This is a genomic window from Bacillus cereus group sp. MYBK222-1 (assembly GCF_051916425.1).
In the GTDB taxonomy this organism is placed as follows: domain Bacteria; phylum Bacillota; class Bacilli; order Bacillales; family Bacillaceae_G; genus Bacillus_A; species Bacillus_A paranthracis.
On the sequence record NZ_JBQAGP010000002.1, the window covers coordinates 86,291 to 105,889 of the forward strand.

Genomic DNA, 19,599 nt, shown 5'->3' on the forward strand with positions numbered 1-19,599 from the left:
TTTCAATTAGACAGACTTTTCGTATTCTCATTGTATGGGACAAAAACAAAAATTATAACTCCCTACCCTTTATTCGTTTCAATATTCCGAATTACATAATGGCAAACTTGGCACGTATAAATTACGTTTTGATTCGATTGAGCCGTTAGTACATGAATAATCTCAGCAGAATTGTGACAATTAGGACAAATCACAACTGGTAAACGTTCCATATAACACACCTCCTCACTATTTTCATCCCGCTATTTACTATCCGTCCTCAATTGGTGATGGATAATAAGCTGTATAGGACGAAGAAACCCTACTAATTACACTTTCACTTTATTACCATTGTAGGAAAAATGAAAAATCCTTATACATATATACTAAAAGTAATAGAACTAAAAAAGGTGTTGCCCCATGGCAACACCTTTTTTATATGTATCAAGAAATGATATCGTAAATCTCAATTGCAACCATGTCGATATTATCGAATTGATACACTTGAGGTTTTTCACCTTGTTGATACACTTCTAACTCATACATTTCACTTTTATCGAAAAATTTCACGCTACATTTGCGCTCACCGTTCACTTCAAAATAGCGTTGTGCTACTTCACCGCTTTCAGCTTGTTCTTGTAGACTAACAAGTCGAGTTAAAATTCCTTGGAGTAGAGACATGAAATCTCTCCTTTCTCTGATCTTCCTACCAATAGGTTTTACAGCTATACTCATTCTATCCGTCATAACAGAAAAAATGTTCCACACTCTAGGATAAAGGTTATTGGCCAGAAACTCAACTAAAAATTTGTCGAAATACGAAGGAAAAAACAGAAAGAACATCTTTTCCCTTCTTTATTGCGATTTTTATACTGGAAGAATATAATAAAAAACAGTAAAAAGGAGGAATTGCAATGAAAAAAATTGAGGTTTACACACAACCTGATTGTCCGCCATGTGTTATTGTGAAAGAATTTTTAAAGCATAATAACGTTGTATACGAAGAGTTTGACGTAAAAAAAGACGCCGCTGCTCGCAATCGTCTTTTATATGACTATGATTCTTATTCAACTCCGACGGTTGTAATTGATGGAGAAGTTGTTGCTGGTTTTCAAATTGAAAAATTACAACAACTTCTTAATATAGAATAGGAATAGGTAAAGACCTATTCCTATTTTTATCCTGATATATTTTGGAAGTATGCATCTGATTGTGGCAAGTTCATATTAAACGGGATATGCCCCTGATTAAAGTTTCACTTTATAATTGTTGTAACCTTTTTATTTCAGTTAAAAGTTCTTGACTTTCATGATATCCAGCCAATTTCCACTTCCCTTGATCTCTTTGCAATGTTACAATTTGATATTGTCCACTTTTCGCCCGCTCATAAACATATAAAATTTTATGCTCTTCATCATATGACATTTTCGTTTCTGAATTAAAAGAAAATGGCGCTTCTTTTGCTGGAAGTAAATATTCACCACTTTGTTTATCACTTCTACTATTTTCATCTGTAAATACTTGAAGGAAATTCTCTGTAAAATATGGTGATAACGTTTCTATCATCTTATTCATCGGCAAATGCTTCCCACGAATTGAAAATTGGCTTTCATAGCCTTTTTGTATCGTTACAAACACTTCTTTCCGATCGACTTTCACTTCCTCTTTTCCTAAAACAGTTGTAACACTATAACCAACTAGAAAGGCAACGCATACAAATAGAACTAACCATATTCCATATTTTCTCATTTTTTCACCTTCCTTTTAAGAAAACTTGTCTTTGTAGTATTCATTGTAACAATGATTATGCAAAGAAAGGGCTGGTTTCGTTCGTAAAATCTTTACAACGATAGACAGCATTTTCGGCACCATTTTCACTATTACCAATTTATGATAAAAACAAACAAAAAATGCACGAATCTCTTCGTGCATTAAAATAAAACATCTTCTTCATATAAATATTCATACGATAAATCTATAAATAAAAAGTTTTCATCATCAATCGGGAAAGAAAATGTTCGTACCATCTCACCGGTTTCAATATCAGCATATAAATCTGAAAGTCTTGCCTTATTCTCAAAACGCATTTTCATAATATTCTCTAGAAAATACGGGCGCCAACTCCAGTTCTTCATATAATACTCAGGCATCACAATCCATTCCCCATCTTTTTTCATAACGTTTCCTGATTGTTGGAAACCATCTTCGTTACAAATAAATATACGAAAACTACATTGTGATACACTTTGGCTAAATTGTAATAACCAATCATTTATATCTTCATTCTTTTTCTGTTTGGCTAAAACATCGCCAATTCGATCACGTAACATTTCTGTTAAATTATAAATCTTTTGTAGTTTTTTCTTCTCATGTTGAATAAATTGATGACACTCATTACCAAGTCGTTCTTTCAAAACGTTCGTTTCAATAAAATCAGGTAAGCATTCTTTCAAATAATTCCCTTGATAGTACCTACCACCGTTTTTCCATGCATATTGTAATTGATAAAAAGCATCTATTTCTTCATATAACAATGTCGCACCAATTCTTCTAGCAAGTAATGATAAAGAATATAAAATATCTTGATAAGATTGTAAAAGTGCAGTTTGCCTTAAATTTGTTAAATCTACTTTTAAAATATCAGGTGCTAACACGCTAATACGTTCTAAATTACTTGTACCTGTTCCGACTTTATTAATCGAAATTTGAATACCATATGTACGATAATACATAAGCAAATGATTAAATTGCTCTATATCTTCTTTACATTCATGTTCTGTAATCTCTAAAACAATGTTTTTCAAATTTAAACCTTGTTTTTCATACATCAATAAAAGTTGAAGCAAACTTTCATCATCATCGTTCATTAATACGTTAGCATTCCGATGTATAAATAATAATAGTTTTTGATCACTTTCTAAATAACGATTTAAAGCTTTTTCTACTATAATGTTATCCGCTTCTAGTTGAAACTCACTTGGAATAGAGTCATCATGAAAGAAAGAAGCTAAACTTTGTATGCCCTCTTCTGTTTGAATACGCCCTACTACTTCATATCCAATTACAGTATGTTCATCAGCACTAAAAATTGCTTGATAATAAGGAAGGACTTTATCCAAGTTACTCATTACATCTAATGCATCTATCAACGTGCTTCCCTCCCTTTACTTTTCAAAAATTATAACATGATATTTACGGAAAAATAATAAAAAATCCCTTCAGTTTTCCTGAAGGGATTAGAGGGGTAAAATGCTAAGGGGAATTAGCAATTCTACTATGAAGAAAAAAGAGGTCTTAAATATAACGTATATATGACCTCTTGTAAACACTTTTCTTTCATATGTCACAATTCCGTCACATTTTTCTTATCCCTTTTAAAATGGATATTGATGTAAATGTTGTCCTCCATCCATTGTCATGCACGTTCCATTTATGTACGCAGCTTCATCTGAACATAAATAATAAGCTAGACCTGCAATTTCTTCTGGCGTACCCAGTCTTCCAAGCGGAACACTTTGTATCGTACGCTTAGCCATTTCTTCTGAAATCCATAATTTATCAGCACCGCCCGTACGTTCAATTGGTCCTGGCGCAATAGCGTTAACTCGGATTCCATATTTACGTCCCCACTCAACAGCGAGTGTTTTCGTCATTGCTAATACTCCAGCCTTCGCTGCAGCCGAATGAATAACTCCCGGACCTGCATCCCACGCATATGTTGCTACCATGTTAATGATATTTCCTTTTATACCTTTTTCAATCCAATATTTTCCGACAGCCTGGCTACAGTAAAATGTACCGTTTAACACAATATTAATAACCGAATTCCAGCCGTTCACGGATAAATCTTCTGCTGGACAAATAAAGTTTCCAGCTGCATTATTTATTAAAATATCAATTCGTCCAAACTTCTCATCAATCTGTTCAATCATTTTCTGAATATCATCCGTATTTCTTACATCCATTTGTACCGGTAATATTTGTCCTGGAAATTGTTCAATTTCCAATTTTGTTTCCTCTAGTTTTTCCTTTGTACGTCCTGTAATAACAACTCGTGCCCCTTCTTTTGCAAAACGAGTCGCCATTCCTTTTCCCATTCCACTCGATCCACCTGTTATAATAACTACTTTTTCTTTCATATATATCCCCTCCAAAAAATGAATACACATTCATTTTATCATTTTATTTAATAGAAATCTTTATATTTTTAAACTTTTCTGATATTTTAACGTAAAGAGATTTCTTTTCATTCGTTTTTTCGTAATCAATACTACTTTTTTATTATTTAAAATATATTTCAAATAAACTGAAAAGGAGGTTTGAGTAACCTGTAAATAGAGCGAACATATATGATATAAGTCAAATAGGTATACTCATATTTTTATGAAGAAAATTACAAGAAGAGATTTTTTAAAAACTGGAATGCGAACTTGTCTATATTCATTTATAACGACTAGCATCGGATACTATTACGCTAAATATATTGAGCCTCATCTACTCTCTTTTACAGAACATACACTGAAATCACAACTCATACCAAAAAGTTTTCATGGTATGAAGATTCTTCAATTCAGCGATTTACATCTCGGATACTATTTCTCTCTCCACCATTTATCTAAAATCGTTTCTAAAATTAATGCTGTAAAACCCGACATTGTTCTTTTTACTGGCGATCTCATTGATAATTATCAAACATATACTGACACTCCTTTCGTTGCATCCATTTTAAAAAATATACAAGCTCCCTTCGGTAAATTTTCTATTTATGGTAACCATGATCACGGCGGATATGGAACGGAGTACTACGAACACATCATGCGTGAATCTGGATTTGAACTATTACTAAATAGCGAAAAGAAAATCCGTCTGCTGGATAATAGTGAGATTTCCATTTTCGGTCTTGATGATATACTATTAGGCAAACCAAAAATAAAGGAGACACTACAGCGCGCTCGGAAAAACACTTATAACATTGTTCTTGTTCACGAACCAGATATTGCACCGCAAATCGCTAACTATCCAGTTAACTTACAGCTTTCTGGTCATAGTCATGGCGGACAAGTACAAATTCCTTTTTTGGGCGCTATTATTACCCCAGCACTTGCTAAAAACTATGTAGAAGGTTTCTATACGATCCAAGATTTAGCTCTCTATGTCAACCGAGGCCTCGGAAGAACTCGTGTCCCCTTCCGATTTATGTCAAAACCTGAAATTACGATTTTCACGCTCCAACATTCGTAATCATTCGCCTATTTTCTTACATATCCTTTCTTGTACGCGCTCATCCACGTTTCATTTACCATATGATAAAAGTGAGTCCAATAAAGGAGGTTTGTTCATGTATCCATATTATCAACCAATCCCAGTCCGTTCAGCACCTATTGGTCCAGTAGGCGACTCACGCTTCTTTCCATTTTTTGGAGTTCCATTTCTAGCTGGTATTGCTGGTGGACTGCTTGGCGGGGCATTAGCTTTCGGTCCTAGACCATATTACCCACCATATCCACCACCTTTTCCACCGCCAGCACCTTACCCTTGTTATGGTGGACCTTGTCAACAGCCATACTATTATTAATGTACCGCAACAATTCTACCAATGTTATTCCCTCTCTTAACCGATTCATAATCCATTAACATGCTTACAATAAAAACTATTCTCTCTACGCATGCTTCTATTTTGAGAACATACAATAAGTAGAGAACAAAGTAAAAACCTCTTTTTAAAAAGAGGTTTTTACTTTGTTCTCATTATTCGGCATCTGTGTTTTGATACGCCATCTTAAATAACTTCACTTGGCTATCAATCTCTTCTGCCCCATTATTAATAACATAATAATAGTCACCGTCTTTATTTTGTTCACGTGTTTTCACATTATCAGCTAAAGTAAGCTGTAAAATCGCCTTAATTCGTGCCTTCATTTCAATATCTAATATCGGGAAAGATATTTCTACACGTTTCTCCATATTTCTTGTCATCCAGTCAGCTGAAGATAAATATATTTTCTCTTCTCCATTATGATGGAAATAATAAATACGGCTATGTTCTAAATATCTCCCGACAACACTAACTACCCGAATATTTTCACTTACATTTGGAATACCAGGTCGTAGGCAGCATGTTCCTCGAACGATGAGCTCTACCTTTACTCCAGCTTGTGATGCTTCATACATTTTTTTAATGAGTGGTTTATCAGTTAACGAATTCATTTTAGCAATGATATATCCATTTCCATATTGCCTATGATAACGAATTTCTTCATCTATTAAATCGATAAATTGCTCTCTTATATCAAATGGCGCAACCGATAAATGATGAAAATGCGGTTTTGTTGTATAACCACTCAAATAATTAAAGAAATTTGTTGCATCGACCCCAAAGTCTTTTCGCGATGTAATATAGCCAAAATCGGTATATAGCTTTGCGGTTGCATCATTATAATTTCCAGTCCCAAGATGTACGAACCTTTCGATTTTTCCGTTTTTTCTTCTTACAACTAGTGTAATTTTACTATGTGTTTTCAAATGACTTACACCGTAAATAACATGACATCCCGCCTGTTCTAATTCTTTAGCCCAATGCACATTATTTTCTTCATCAAATCTTGCCTTTAATTCAACTAATACTGTCACTTGCTTCCCTTTTTCAGCCGCTACCTTTAGCGCCTGAATAATCGGCGAATCCCCACTTACTCGATATAATGTTTGTTTAATTGCAAGTACATTCGGATCGTCTGCCGCATCACGAACAAAATCAACTACTGGCTGAAACGATTCAAAGGGATGATGTAATAAAATATCATGCTCAATCGCTTTTTCAAATACATCTTCTGCATCCCCTAAGTCTTGAGGCCGTTGCGGAATAAGAGCCGGATATACTAGATGCTCATATAAAGGAGCTAGTTTTTTATATAAAGAAAATAGACATGTTAAATCTAACGGTCCATCCATTATATACACATCTTCATCCTTTACTTCCAACACCTCATATAATAATGCTAATACTCTTTCATCAATATGCTCTTTGCCAACTTCTAAACGTACAGCAGCTCCCCACTTACGCTTTTTTAATTCTTTTTCAATTACCTTTAATAAATCTCTCGCACCTTCTTCGTGAATTGTTAAATCCGCATTGCGTGTAATACGGAAACGAGTAACAGATGATACTTTATATCCTGTAAATAATTTATGAGTAAAACTACTAATTACGTCTTCTAATAAAATAAATTTATGCTTTTGTCCTTCACTCGGTAAAAATATGAAGCGTTCCAGTAGTGAAGGAACTTGTACAATTCCTAACTTCGTGCGGTTTTCTTCTTCCACTTGTTTCTCATCATATAAAAGAGTAGCTAAATTTAAACTTTTATTTAATAACATCGGAAATGGACGATATGCATCGATAGCAACAGGTGTTAAGACTGGGAAAATTTGTTCATCAAAATACTCTTCTATAAATTCTCTCTGTTCTTTCGTCAAATCATGGAATGTTAAACGCTCAATCCCCTCTAACTCCAGCGCTGGCAACACATAATTTTTAAACGTACCATACTGTACGGTCATTAATTCATGTGCTTTTATCGCAATTTTATTTAGTTGCTTTTTTGGTGTTAAGCCGGCCTTATTTTCTGGTTGGTTAAAACCGGCACTCACTTGATCCTTCAATCCTGCCACGCGTACCATAAAGAATTCATCTAAATTTGAGCTAAAAATGCTAATAAACTTTAATCTTTCTAAGAGTGGATTCGTTTCATCTTGTGCTTCTTGTAGTACACGTTCATTAAATGCTAACCAACTTAACTCTCGATTGTTGTAATAAGCTGTATCATTTAAATTTACTATATTCCCCTTCGATAATTCCATTCTCTTCACACTTCCCCTTGAAACTTTTTTACTATAATTTAGTTACTTTCATTTTAGCAAATTACAATATTATAAAGTGTAAATTTTTTGTAAAGACATCCGTACAACTCAATGCTTTAATTTAAATAATAAGTTAATATTTGTTTTCAATACTCTTTCTAGCTGTTTCTTCTGCTTTTCAGCTTGCACTTTTTCCGCTAACGCCGATTGTTCACATACAATTTCAAATGTTAATCCTTCTTTACTTTCTGTTATAGATATTGATTCAACAAGCGATCTTTGTCTTATATTTAAAGCTGCTGAAAATTGTAAAACAGCCCCTAAAAGGCGAATTTTCTTTTGTTCATTTTTATGAAACCATCCTTCAAATGGTGACAAATGTTGTTTGAATAACATTTTTGATTTATAAGACGCAATAAGCGCTAATCTTACTCTCTCTTTGTGCATCATACCATCAATTGTTTTATTCGCTAATAAATAAAACGTATGTAAGCGGCTCGCTTCTTCGTCTATATATTTGCCTATATTAAATACTTTCGCTGCTTGATGGAATACTTCCCAGTCTTTTACTGACATAGAAATCAGCCCTGTTTGTTCAAGTTGTTGACAAATCAATCTTCCATGTTTAATAAGCTGCATTACAAATTCCATATCCATTTCATATTCATGTGATAATAAATACAAACTTTCTTCGACCACGTTCGGATAATATGAAATCCCCAAATCTTTTGTCAACTCTTCATAGAAAACACCTTCTCGTAATCCTTTTCTACTTAATACAAATGATGGCGCCTCTATAACATTAACAAGCGTATGAAATACTTCGACTGCTGGAACAATTGTATCTGCTCGATCTTTTGCCAATCCTTCCAATTTTTGAAGTTCTATGAACGACAATGCTTCTAATTCTTCTTTCACATTTTTAATATCTTCTTCTTTCATCTTATATAAATGTACCCCTGCTATAGGATAACAAATTAAATTTTGATGAATTTTCACTAAGTTCCTCGCACTACCACCAATTGCAATAAGAGGCAACTTCTTATCAATTAACCATGGTAATGTTCGAAATTGATATTCTAAGTACGTTCGAATCTTTTCCAACTCTTCTTCAGTAGGTATGTCCTCTTTAATAAACTGCTTTAAAGAAAGTGCTCCAAAAGGAAAGCTATGATACTCTAAAATCTCTCTATTTCGAAAGTATGTAACTTCCGTACTTCCTCCACCAATATCTACTGTAATTCCTTCAGAGAACGAAGTTGAATTCATAACTGCTAAATAGCCGTAACGTGCTTCTTCATATTCTGATAATACTCTAAGAGTAAAGTCTGTTTGTCCTTCAACAAGTTTTTTAATTTCCTCTTGATTCTCAGCCTGCCTAATTGTTGCTGTTGCAACACAAAGTACATGGCGCAACTGATGGAATCGTGTACTTTCTTGAAATTGAAATAATGTTTGTAACAATACCTCTATTCCTTCTTCAATCAACACACCATCGACTAAGTAATTCCTTAACCTTGCAACCACTTTCGTATTTTCAATCTCTTTATAAAAACCTCCGTTTTGCTTTTCATAAATAACTAAACGCATTGTATTAGATCCAATATCTATAATGGCATATTGCTGTTTTAATATTTCTTTCAAACTTCTCACTCTTTCATTATCAAATTTCTAAAACACATTCTATTACTATTATACAAAATAGTTGTTTTTTGTAACAATATTGCTTTAATATTGAAAATATATACAATCACTTTTTGCATATAATAAAAATCGCTTTTACTTATGGTATAATAATGAAAAATTGAAAGGAGATTTAATATGAAACCTTCACAACCACAATCTCAATTACAAAACCAACATTCTATTAATCGACTAGCTCAATCTATTTTCGTTGTGAATCGTCATGCTAAAGCTGCAACTAATCCGAAGTATTTATACTGGTTAAAAAAGACAGCTTTAGAACGCCTAATTACTGAAAAAAAAGCTATTAAAGAAGGATTACATTTCTCTAGAAATCCACGTTTTAGCCAACAACAATCTGATGTTCTTATACGTTTAGGTGATTACTTTTTCCATATTCCTCCTACAAAAGAAGATTTTCGAATCCTACCACATCTCGGTCATCTTGAATCCTCCTATCGAAATCCGAAAACAACCTTATCTTTAACAGTAGCAAAAAAAACACTTCAAGATTATATTGGTCCTGAAGCGCTAAAACAAGAAAAAAAATTAAGTGAACCTGTCCCATGGTATAGTCGTACCTATACAAAAAAATAAAACAGTTTGGCCAATTGTAGGCCAAACTGTTTTATTTTTTCTCTTCTTTAATTTTAATATTTGCTTGTTTATAAAAAGCAATTTTTTCTGTATTATAAGACTTCGTAAATTCATTAAACTTGTCTTTTTCTGATTCAATATCTTTATAAGACTGATTTACTACTTTTACTTTTTCACTAATATCTTTTAATTTCGTACCTTTATCTTGTAACATTGTATATAATTCTTTTTCTTGTTTTAACGATTTATTATAGCTATCATACATTTTGTTAAATGAATCATGTCGTTTCTCATATGTGCTTTTCACTTTATCCGCTTGATCTTTCAATTTCTTATCTTCAATTTTCTTCACATATTTATCTGCCGATTTCACTTCTTCTTGTGCCTTATTTAAAGATTCTTTTTCTTTTTTAAGCACTTTTTCTCGTTCATCTGTATTTTTCACTGCTTGGTTTAGTTTTTCCTTAACAGTTTGATTATTATCTTTTCCTTCTTGAACAATCTGGTTATATAATTCTTGTCCCTCTTTCTCTAAAGTTTCAAGTTTTTTTGCATCTTCAAACATTGTTTTTTCTTGCTTTGCAGCATTTTCAAATGCAACATATAATTCCTCTTCTGGTTTCGGTCCGAAACAACCCGCTAGTAAAGTCATTGATAATGCAGTTACAATTGCTAATTTACTATATTTCAACATCTTTTTCCTCCTACTTATATACGATCATCGTGTAAAAAGCTATGAAATTATATAACCTTCTATAAACTCCACACTCGCACCTTTTTCACGAAAATCATTCATATTGTTTATAATGCTTGTACAAATTGTATTACTTGAAATTACATTTTCCGTTTTTGAACTAAATAGTAGTTCCATATCCATCTTTTACTTGGCACTTTTTAAAACCTATTGATATTATGTATTACACAAAAGTACAACGGAATTCATCACAACCATAATAATTTGAAGAACAACAGTAATCATTCACCTGATAAAAGATGTTCGTTGTTCTCACACGTCTATCATTCTATCATTCCCTTTCCCGCTTTCTATCAAATAATCTCTTCGTTCATTTTACACAGTATAAATGCTATCTTGCAACAACTTACAATTATTCTTGCCATTCCCTAAAAAGGAAAAGTGTAGAGTATACTTTCCTCTACACTTTTAAAATGAAACACATTGTGCAAAATGCATTGACACATCCATCATAATTATATGCCTATTTCATATATTTTTAAAGACTTTTATTACAAAAAAAGTTCTTTTTGTAATAAAAGTCAAAAAAATGTTACAATAAAAACTTCTTCATATCATATTTCTTCAAATCAAAATTTCACTTATTTTTTTACAAATTTCTATGCTGGTACAATTGATTTTGTGCCTTTCTTAACAATTCTTCAAACGTTTTTCCTTCTATAGGATAACTAGCAGCCCCAAATAATAGAGTCATACTTACCAAACCATTTTCTATTTCACTTTCAATATTTTTCATTAATCGGTTTGTTATTGTCGACTTTTCATGTCCGTTATCAATCGCCACAATCACATACTTATTTTCATCCCACTTCGTAACGACATCGCCTTTACGAATTGTCTTTACAATCGTGCTCTCCAATTTTTGTACTAACACCTCCAATTTTTTTTCTTGCACTGTTTCTTTTAGTCCTTTCCATTCTTTCACAGAAAGAATGTACACTGTAATATTATGAGAATCTCGTTCTGATAAAGCAGCTACTTTCTCAAAAAAATCAACTACAAAATCATTACTTGCCATTCCTCCTACTTCCGTATCCATACGCCCACTCGCTTTTTTATCATACCAATGTCCAAAATAATAGCTGAGTATCATTTGCAATATATAAATAATAAAGACGGTATAAAATGATCGCGAATCCAGTTTTGTAATTACATCCTGAAGCGCAATCCATTCTGTAACTGCCACTGTATTCCCAAGTAATAATCCACTAATTTTCCCTTTATGTTTCATACTTCACCTCCCTTCTATACCAATATATGTTTCTATAACAATTATGTTTTTCTACAAAATAAAAAATGTACATATTGAGTGTACATTTCCGCTTAAGCTTGTCTACCATTTCTATTCTATTTCATATATATGCCATGCATCATTTTAGAAATATGGTGACCTACATGCTACAAAAGAAAAATCTATCAGATATTATACGTTTACTATCGGGGTTTCTGTAGTCGCTAAAATTACTATTTAATTCTTTCGGAGTAAACTTCATTACATACAATCAAATCGACGCTATTGTAAATATGGATCGAACAAAAAAGGGAATCAAAAAGGAACCTTTCATACAGGTTCCTTTTTATCATTGCCGTACAACAACTTCATTTGTTTGCAACGGACCATATGATACTCCGTTATATTGAAATGTATATGTAGCCTGAAATAGTGTGTTTTTGAGTTCTTTATCTTTATTTGCTTTTATTTTACAAATTAATTCTACCTTCTCATTTGGTAATAAATTATCAATTCTCCACCTTACAAGCTGGAACAGAAACTCGCTCATCCCCTTATCAACCTTTAATGAATTTGGAATATAGGCAAAATAATCTCGAATCATATGACTTACTACAACTCGTGAAATCATTTCCATTCCTTTATTTTCAACTTCAATTCGAATAATAAGTATGTCGTTTACATCATAGGTCAGTTCATATGAAAATTTTTCTTTATACATACTACGGATTTGTAATGTAACTGCTACGTTAGGACATTCATTTTCCTTTTTTGAGCCATCAATCCATAATACCGGTTGTAGCGGTATTGAACGCCTTCCTTGATCCGGAATTCGTTTCCATATTTTCATAATAATATTCACCCCATTTCAGATGCATCATATCCATACGACCTTATTCTGCCTCTCTACACAATATTAATAAAGCTCGTTACAAACGATATATAGTTATTACTCTTCCTTTTATCCTATTCGACAAAGTAAAGAAAAAACCATTTTTCATCTGTTAACAGCAGGTATTCTTACTGAAATATTTTTTTACAATTTCCTTCATTGACTTTTTACCAATACTAAGTATTACTCACTCTTTCGCTGTCCATACAACAGAATATTTTGACGGAAGAAAAAGTTTGCCTTTTAGTCAAACTTGACTATAATATTCTTTATGGCTTTATCAGTGCACTTGTGTAAATTGATTTTTAAAAATATATTTATAATTTTTATGCGCTGCACTCAAAACTTAATATAGTTTACTTATTATTAAAGGAGGGTTATCTTTGGAATCTCAATTATCAAAAAAAGACTCCAGCAAGACAAAATTTGTTGTTGCGGGTTTACTACTTGGTATTTTAATGGCGGCAATGGATAATACAATCGTTGCAACAGCAATGGCAACAATCGTTGGAGACCTAGGAGGATTTGACAAGTTCGTTTGGGTCACGTCTGCATATATGGTAGCAACAATGGCAGGAATGCCTATCTTCGGAAAACTTTCTGATATGTACGGACGGAAACGCTTTTATATTGGTGGCCTTATTCTTTTCTTGTTCGGTTCTGCACTTTGTGGAACAGCATCTAGTATTGAGCAATTAAGTATTTATAGAGCAATTCAAGGAATTGGTGGCGGAGCTCTTATGCCTATCGCCTTCACTATTATGTACGACATATTCCCACCAGAAAAGCGCGGAAAAATGACAGGGCTATTCGGTGCTGTTTTCGGAACATCTAGTGTATTCGGCCCTTTATTAGGTGCTTATATTACAGACTATATAAGTTGGCACTGGGTCTTCTATATTAATATTCCATTAGGACTTATCTCCTTCTTCTTCATTACGAAATATTATAGTGAATCTCTAGAATTTAGAAAACAAAAAATTGATTGGGCTGGCGCTATTACACTTGTTATTAGTATCGTTTGCTTAATGTTCGCATTAGAACTTGGTGGTAAAGAATACGCATGGGATTCCACTGTAATTATCGGCTTATTTACAACAGTTGTTATTATGCTTATTATTTTCTTCTTCGTAGAACGAAAAGCAACCGAGCCTATCATTTCTTTCCATCTATTTAAAAAACCTTTATTCGCAGCTAGCCAAGGTGTTGCCTTTTTCTATGGTGCCGCTTTTATCATCTGTACAGTTTATATCCCAATCTTCGTTCAAGGTGTTCTCGGTGGTTCAGCCTCAAATGCTGGATTAATTTTAACACCTATGATGATTGGCTCTGTAATTGGAAGTCAAACGGGTGGACAGTTAGCTTCTCGAACAAGTTATCGTAACATTATGATGGCATCTGGAGTTTTCTTCGTTCTTGGCATTTATTTACTAAGCACTTTAACAATGGACACACCTCGCCTACTCGTAACACTATTTATGGTTCTCGCTGGACTTGGTGTTGGTTTCTCATTCTCAGTTTTAAGTATGTCTTCGATTCACAAATTAGAAATGAGAGACCGTGGTTCTGCTACATCAACAAACTCATTTTTCCGTTCACTCGGTATGACTCTTGGTGTAACGATTTTCGGTACAATTCAAAATCATATTTTTACAGATAAACTAAACACTCTCTTCCCACCCGAACTAGCAAAATTAGCTCCAAAGGGTGGAGACACAAGTTTCTTATTATCACCAAGTGCTACCGATAAAATACCAACTGAAATATTAACTGGTATTAAAGAAGCTCTAGCTACATCTATTGCCAGTACATTCTTCTGGGCACTGATCCCGGCTGTACTAAGTATTATTTGCATTTTACTTATGGGAAATGAGCGTCTTTTTACAGGACCAAAAACGAAACAAAAACAAAAGCAGGTAAGTTAGTATAGAAAAAAGAAACGGCATACCCTTTATGAAAAAGGGTATGCCGTTTATAATATATAAAGTAAATCTTTGATCAGTAAGGAACCATTCCTACTGGTTATTATCCCTCACCAATCGGGATCAAGTTTCTATATACAGGAGAAAGAAACAGTAAACAAAAACATAGACAAAAGTGTGCATATATAGCAAAAAAGTAATTATGAAACAATATAAACCAAAAGAATTTTCAGAAATGCTTAATGTCTCTGTTAAGACATTGCAAAGGTGGAACAATCAAGGTGTTTTAACTGCTTACCAAAACCCAAAAGGAAGATATTTTGTATCTGTACTTTGCGAATTGGAAGAAATGGCAACAAAGTTAGCACTCAATAAAATAGGTCTAGGGATTGATTTAGGAGTGAAGGATTTTGCTACACGTAGCGATGGTATCGTTCATGAAAACATCAACAAAACAATAAAAGTAAAAAAGATAGAAAAACGGTTAAAACGTGAACAACGCTCTTTAGCACGTAAATTTGAAAATCTAAAAAAAAGAGGTGAAAAATCTGTTACTAATAGAAGAGTGAATATAGATAAAAATGTTCTTAGAGTGCAAAAGTTGCATGCTCGATTAGCGAATATTCGAATAGAATATGTAAAGTCTATTGTAACGAATGTGGTGAAAACCAAACCAACGTTTATTACAGTGGAAGATTTGAATGTGAAAGGTATGATGAAGAATAAACATTTATCTAAAACAATTGCCAAGCAGTCTTTTTTTACTTTTAAAACGTGGCTTTTGACGAAATGTGAGGAATATGGAATTGAATTACGTCAAGTAGACCGGTTTTATCCATCGTCAAAGTTATGCTCATGTTGCAGTCAAAAGAAAGCGGATTTAAAGCTATCTGACCGAGTATATACATGTGAATGTGGCAATGTAATGGATAGAGATTTGAACGCAGCGATCAACCTTTTACAAGCAAAAGAATATACAATACTAACGTAAATAGTTTGTATATATGTACGGTGGGCTACATCGGAATTTACGCCTGTGGAGTGTCACAGCAAACTGTAGTAGCAAGTGATTAGCGAGGCAGGGCACGTAGAAGCAGGAATACTCTAAGAATATACATTTGTCTATATTTTTAGTAGCAGTTGAGACAGCATGAGCATGAAATTAGTCATTCTCGGCTTACTACTCGAAGGAGATAAACATCCATATGAAGTGCAGCACATCATGAAAGAAAGACAAATGGACTGTTACATTAAATATGCAAAAGGATCACTTTACTATGCCTTTGAGCAATTAGAAAAACAAGGGGCAATTCGTGTTACAACTATTGTTCGAGATACAAATAGACCAGATAAAACAATTTTTCATATAACAGACGAAGGTAAGCGGTTATTTCACACATTACTATTAAAACAATTCGAGGCAAAAAATCAAATATATAAACCAATTTATTCGGCACTCTCTTTCGCTCATTTTGGTAATGATGAAGAGTTAGTTCCTATTTTAGAAAAAAAGAAAAATGACACCATTCAATATTTACATAATATGCAAACTATATATGATAGTAGCAAAGGACACATCCCACGTGCACAGCGATATATTTTGCAAAGCGTTATTGAACATATTACAGTCGAATTGCAATGGTTAAACACCCTTCTTGCAGATGCTGTTGCCGGGCGACTTTCAGAAATTGATATAGATACGGATTAAACTTTTAAAATAGAAACTGTAAAATGACAATATAGTTATTTTATTTCAAAGTCTAAAACAAGTATAACCCCATTCTAATTTAGGTTGGGGTTATGCTTGTTTAATTTTCTATATAAGATAAACCAATTATTTAATAACATAACTGGCATCTTATGTATGTATAGGTACCCATTTCTTTATAAATTTAATTGCACTTTATTTCAATTCTCCTCATGTTTCTTCACTCTAAAAAATCAGAAAAATACAAATAATTAAAATAAAAAACTTTAGAATTTTCTTATTTCAAAACAGTAGACAAAATTCCAAAAATTGTGTTAGAATTTGTTTCAATATCATATCGCTTGTTAAATTCCTTTCAAAAGGAAAATGGGTACACGAACAGTTTGTTTCGTGTTTAAAAGGGAAGCTTGGTGAAACTCCAACACGGTCCCGCCACTGTAAATGCTGAGATTTCTTTTTAATGCCACTGTGAAAACGGGAAGGTGAAAGAAATCATATGAAGCATAAGTCAGGAGACCTGCCTGTTTTAACAACACTGATAGATTCACGGATGATGATGAGGTGTTAAAACAAAAAGGAAGGCTTATTTTCTATGCCTATATGCTTTTTGTTATAGGTATTTCCTAGTAAACGGAAATGCTTACTTTCAATTAGGGAGGAATTTGAAATGGCAATTCAAACAAGTAACTTAGGTTATCCACGTATCGGACTACAACGAGAGTGGAAAAAAACATTGGAAGCTTTTTGGTCTAATAAAATTGATGAAGAACAATTTTTAACAACAATGAAAGAAATTCGTCTTCAACACGTTAAAGCACAGCAAGAAAAAGGGATTGAACTTATTCCAATTGGCGACTTTACATATTACGATCACGTTTTGGATACTGCTTATATGCTAGGATTTATCCCATCACGTTTTTCTCAGTTTACATCTTACCTTGATGTATATTTCGCAATGGCGCGTGGCTCTAAAGATCACGTAGCTTCCGAAATGACAAAATGGTTTAACACAAACTATCATTATATCGTTCCAGAATATGAAGAGGGATTACAAATCTCTTTAAAAGATAATCGTCCACTTCGCTTATACGAAGAGGCAAAACAAGAATTAGGAGTAGATGGAAAACCTGTTATTTTAGGACCATATACTTTCTTGAAATTAGCTAAAGGCTATACACAAGAGCAATTTGCTACTATTTTAAAACAGTTAGTTGCACCTTACGTACAACTGCTTTCAGAACTACATGCAGCTGGTGCACAAATCATTCAAGTTGATGAACCGATTTTCGCTTCTTTAACGAAAGAAGAAGTTCAACAAGCAAAAGAAATTTATGAAGCTATTCGTAAAGAAGTTCCAAATGCGAATCTTCTTTTACAAACATATTTTGATAGTGTAGAAGAAAACTATGAAGAAATCATTACATTCCCAGTATCAAATATTGGATTAGATTTCATTCATGGTAAAGAAGGTAATCTACATGCTATTTCAAAATATGGATTCCCAGCTGATAAAACTTTAGCTGTTGGTTGTATAGATGGCCGTAACATTTGGAGAGCCGATCTTGATGAAGTTCTTACGTTATTTACAACGTTACAAAAACAAGTCCAAACGAAAAACTTCATCGTTCAGCCTTCTTGTAGCTTATTGCATACGCCAATCGATAAAACAGAAGAAACTCACTTATCGACTGAGCTATTTGACGCGTTGGCATTTGCAAATCAAAAATTAGAAGAGTTAGTTCTTATTCATTCCGCTCTAACTCAAGGTACAGAAAGCATTCGTAATGAGCTGGAAACATATCGAAATGTACATCATACAATTCGTTCATCTGCTGCACGTAACCGAGAAGATGTCAAAGCAGCACGAACAGCACTAAAAGAAGAAGATTTTTCACGACCTCTTCCATTTGAAAAACGATATGAATTGCAACAAGTTGCTTTGAAGTTACCGTTGTTACCAACAACAACTATCGGTAGCTTCCCGCAAACAACTGAAGTTCGCCAAACGCGAAAAGAATGGCGTAACGGTGTTATTTCAAATGAACAATATGAACAATTTATTGAAAAAGAGACAGAAAAATGGATTCGTTACCAAGAAGAAATTGGTCTTGATGTTCTTGTACATGGTGAGTTTGAAAGAACTGACATGGTCGAATATTTTGGTGAACGCCTTGCTGGTTTCTCATTCACTAAAAACGGTTGGGTGCAATCATACGGTTCCCGCTGCGTAAAACCACCTGTTATTTATGGTGATGTAGCCTTTATTAACGGAATGACTATTAAGGAAACTGTTTATGCACAAAGCTTAACAGAGAAAGTTGTAAAAGGCATGTTAACTGGACCTGTTACGATTTTAAATTGGTCCTTCGTTCGAAATGACATTCCAAGAAAAGAAGTTTCATATCAAATTGCATTAGCTCTTCGTCATGAAATTGAACTACTTGAATCTTCCGGAATTCGAGTAATTCAAGTCGATGAGCCAGCACTTCGTGAAGGAATGCCACTAAAAGAAAAAGATTGGGACGCTTATATTACATGGGCAGTACAATCCTTCCTTTTAGCCACTTCATCTGTAGCAAATGAAACACAAATTCATACTCATATGTGTTACAGTAACTTCGAAGATATCGTTGATGCGATTCGCGCATTAGATGCAGATGTGATTTCTATCGAAACATCAAGAAGTCACGGTGAATTTATTGATACATTAAAACATACAACATATGAAAAAGGCATCGGTCTAGGTGTATATGATATTCATAGCCCACGTGTACCAAGTAAAGATGAAATGTATAAAATCGTAGAACAATCTTTAAAAGTATGCGATCCTAAATATTTCTGGATTAATCCTGATTGTGGTTTAAAAACGAGAAGAACAGAAGAAGTTATTCCAGCTTTAGAGCACATGGTGCAAGCGGCAAAAGACGCTCGTTCCTTGCTAAAAACAAACGCATAATAAAAATGGGGTATCCTTTT

At 33.5% G+C, this 19,599-nt stretch carries 18 protein-coding genes, 1 pseudogene and 1 riboswitch; of the genes and pseudogenes, 9 read left to right on the plus strand and 10 right to left on the minus strand.

Annotation, left to right across the window (positions count from 1 at the left end; genetic code table 11):
* Positions 1–62 precede the first annotated feature (62 nt).
* Together ACTFR9_RS12315 and ACTFR9_RS12320 are read right to left on the minus strand one after the other, a co-directional pair.
* A complete protein-coding gene (locus ACTFR9_RS12315; protein ID WP_000440537.1) occupies positions 63–212 on the minus strand; it encodes a hypothetical protein in 150 nt (49 codons plus the stop codon).
* 211 nt (positions 213–423) lie between these two features.
* Positions 424–660, minus strand: a complete 237-nt coding sequence (locus ACTFR9_RS12320) for a YkuJ family protein (protein WP_000055151.1) — start codon at positions 658–660, stop codon at positions 424–426.
* 233 nt (positions 661–893) lie between these two features.
* On the opposite strand from ACTFR9_RS12320, the gene ACTFR9_RS12325 reads away from it, so the two are divergent.
* Positions 894–1,130, plus strand: coding sequence for a glutaredoxin family protein (locus tag ACTFR9_RS12325; RefSeq protein ID WP_000717880.1), 237 nt, complete (start codon positions 894–896; stop codon positions 1,128–1,130).
* 109 nt (positions 1,131–1,239) lie between these two features.
* Here the strand turns inward: ACTFR9_RS12325 and ACTFR9_RS12330 are convergent, their stop codons facing one another.
* From ACTFR9_RS12330 to fadH, 3 genes are all read right to left on the minus strand, one after another.
* On the minus strand, positions 1,240–1,728 hold the full coding sequence (locus ACTFR9_RS12330; protein WP_048557617.1) for a DUF3993 domain-containing protein: 489 nt from the start codon (positions 1,726–1,728) through the stop codon (positions 1,240–1,242).
* A gap of 182 nt (positions 1,729–1,910) precedes the next feature.
* Entirely contained in the window at positions 1,911–3,128 is a 1,218-nt protein-coding gene (locus ACTFR9_RS12335; protein WP_000564304.1) for an EAL domain-containing protein, read from the minus strand.
* A gap of 225 nt (positions 3,129–3,353) precedes the next feature.
* Positions 3,354–4,118 (minus strand): 2,4-dienoyl-CoA reductase, encoded by a 765-nt coding sequence (gene fadH / locus ACTFR9_RS12340; RefSeq protein ID WP_000660909.1) that lies wholly within the window; start codon positions 4,116–4,118, stop codon positions 3,354–3,356.
* A gap of 244 nt (positions 4,119–4,362) precedes the next feature.
* Between fadH and ACTFR9_RS12345 the strand changes: the two genes are divergently transcribed.
* Positions 4,363–5,220: a metallophosphoesterase gene (locus ACTFR9_RS12345; protein WP_000724508.1), complete on the plus strand. Its 858-nt coding sequence runs from the start codon at positions 4,363–4,365 to the stop codon at positions 5,218–5,220.
* A 97-nt stretch (positions 5,221–5,317) separates the two neighbouring features.
* A complete protein-coding gene (locus tag ACTFR9_RS12350) occupies positions 5,318–5,554 on the plus strand; it encodes a hypothetical protein (RefSeq protein WP_000283743.1) in 237 nt (78 codons plus the stop codon).
* 173 nt (positions 5,555–5,727) lie between these two features.
* On the opposite strand, the gene ACTFR9_RS12355 is transcribed toward ACTFR9_RS12350, so the two are convergent.
* Entirely contained in the window at positions 5,728–7,836 is a 2,109-nt protein-coding gene (locus ACTFR9_RS12355; RefSeq protein ID WP_000423563.1) for a polyphosphate kinase, read from the minus strand.
* A 108-nt stretch (positions 7,837–7,944) separates the two neighbouring features.
* Positions 7,945–9,480, minus strand: a complete 1,536-nt coding sequence (gene ppx, locus ACTFR9_RS12360) for an exopolyphosphatase (protein WP_048557616.1) — start codon at positions 9,478–9,480, stop codon at positions 7,945–7,947.
* 177 nt (positions 9,481–9,657) lie between these two features.
* Here ppx and ACTFR9_RS12365 point away from each other — a divergent pair, with 177 nt between their 5' ends.
* Positions 9,658–10,116 carry a YkyB family protein gene (locus ACTFR9_RS12365; RefSeq protein WP_000804868.1) on the plus strand — a complete coding sequence of 153 codons (459 nt, stop codon included), beginning with the start codon at positions 9,658–9,660 and terminating at the stop codon, positions 10,114–10,116.
* 31 nt (positions 10,117–10,147) lie between these two features.
* Here the strand turns inward: ACTFR9_RS12365 and ACTFR9_RS12370 are convergent, their stop codons facing one another.
* Together ACTFR9_RS12370 and ACTFR9_RS12375 are read right to left on the minus strand one after the other, a co-directional pair.
* Complete coding sequence (locus tag ACTFR9_RS12370; RefSeq protein WP_000922491.1) at positions 10,148–10,810, minus strand: YkyA family protein; 663 nt, start codon at positions 10,808–10,810, stop codon at positions 10,148–10,150.
* 649 nt (positions 10,811–11,459) lie between these two features.
* Positions 11,460–12,101 (minus strand): diguanylate cyclase domain-containing protein, encoded by a 642-nt coding sequence (locus ACTFR9_RS12375; protein ID WP_000680837.1) that lies wholly within the window; start codon positions 12,099–12,101, stop codon positions 11,460–11,462.
* A 164-nt stretch (positions 12,102–12,265) separates the two neighbouring features.
* Here ACTFR9_RS12375 and ACTFR9_RS12380 point away from each other — a divergent pair.
* Positions 12,266–12,511: pseudogene (locus tag ACTFR9_RS12380) on the plus strand (hypothetical protein).
* Here the strand turns inward: ACTFR9_RS12380 and ACTFR9_RS12385 are convergent.
* Complete coding sequence (locus ACTFR9_RS12385; protein ID WP_000708168.1) at positions 12,451–12,951, minus strand: hypothetical protein; 501 nt, start codon at positions 12,949–12,951, stop codon at positions 12,451–12,453. The pseudogene ACTFR9_RS12380 and the gene ACTFR9_RS12385 overlap by 61 nt on opposite strands.
* A 425-nt stretch (positions 12,952–13,376) precedes the next feature.
* Between ACTFR9_RS12385 and ACTFR9_RS12390 the strand changes: the two genes are divergently transcribed.
* The 4 genes from ACTFR9_RS12390 (at position 13,377) to metE (ending at position 19,579) form a co-directional block, all read left to right on the plus strand.
* Positions 13,377–14,918 carry an MDR family MFS transporter gene (locus ACTFR9_RS12390; protein ID WP_048557615.1) on the plus strand — a complete coding sequence of 514 codons (1,542 nt, stop codon included), beginning with the start codon at positions 13,377–13,379 and terminating at the stop codon, positions 14,916–14,918.
* 199 nt (positions 14,919–15,117) lie between these two features.
* A complete protein-coding gene (locus tag ACTFR9_RS12395; protein WP_080349457.1) occupies positions 15,118–15,906 on the plus strand; it encodes an RNA-guided endonuclease TnpB family protein in 789 nt (262 codons plus the stop codon).
* A gap of 159 nt (positions 15,907–16,065) precedes the next feature.
* Entirely contained in the window at positions 16,066–16,623 is a 558-nt protein-coding gene (locus tag ACTFR9_RS12400; protein ID WP_002163528.1) for a PadR family transcriptional regulator, read from the plus strand.
* A 351-nt stretch (positions 16,624–16,974) separates the two neighbouring features.
* Positions 16,975–17,162, plus strand: a riboswitch (cobalamin riboswitch).
* Positions 17,163–17,290: 128 nt separating this feature from the next.
* Entirely contained in the window at positions 17,291–19,579 is a 2,289-nt protein-coding gene (gene metE / locus ACTFR9_RS12405; RefSeq protein ID WP_001007596.1) for a 5-methyltetrahydropteroyltriglutamate--homocysteine S-methyltransferase, read from the plus strand.
* Positions 19,580–19,599: the final 20 nt, after the last annotated feature.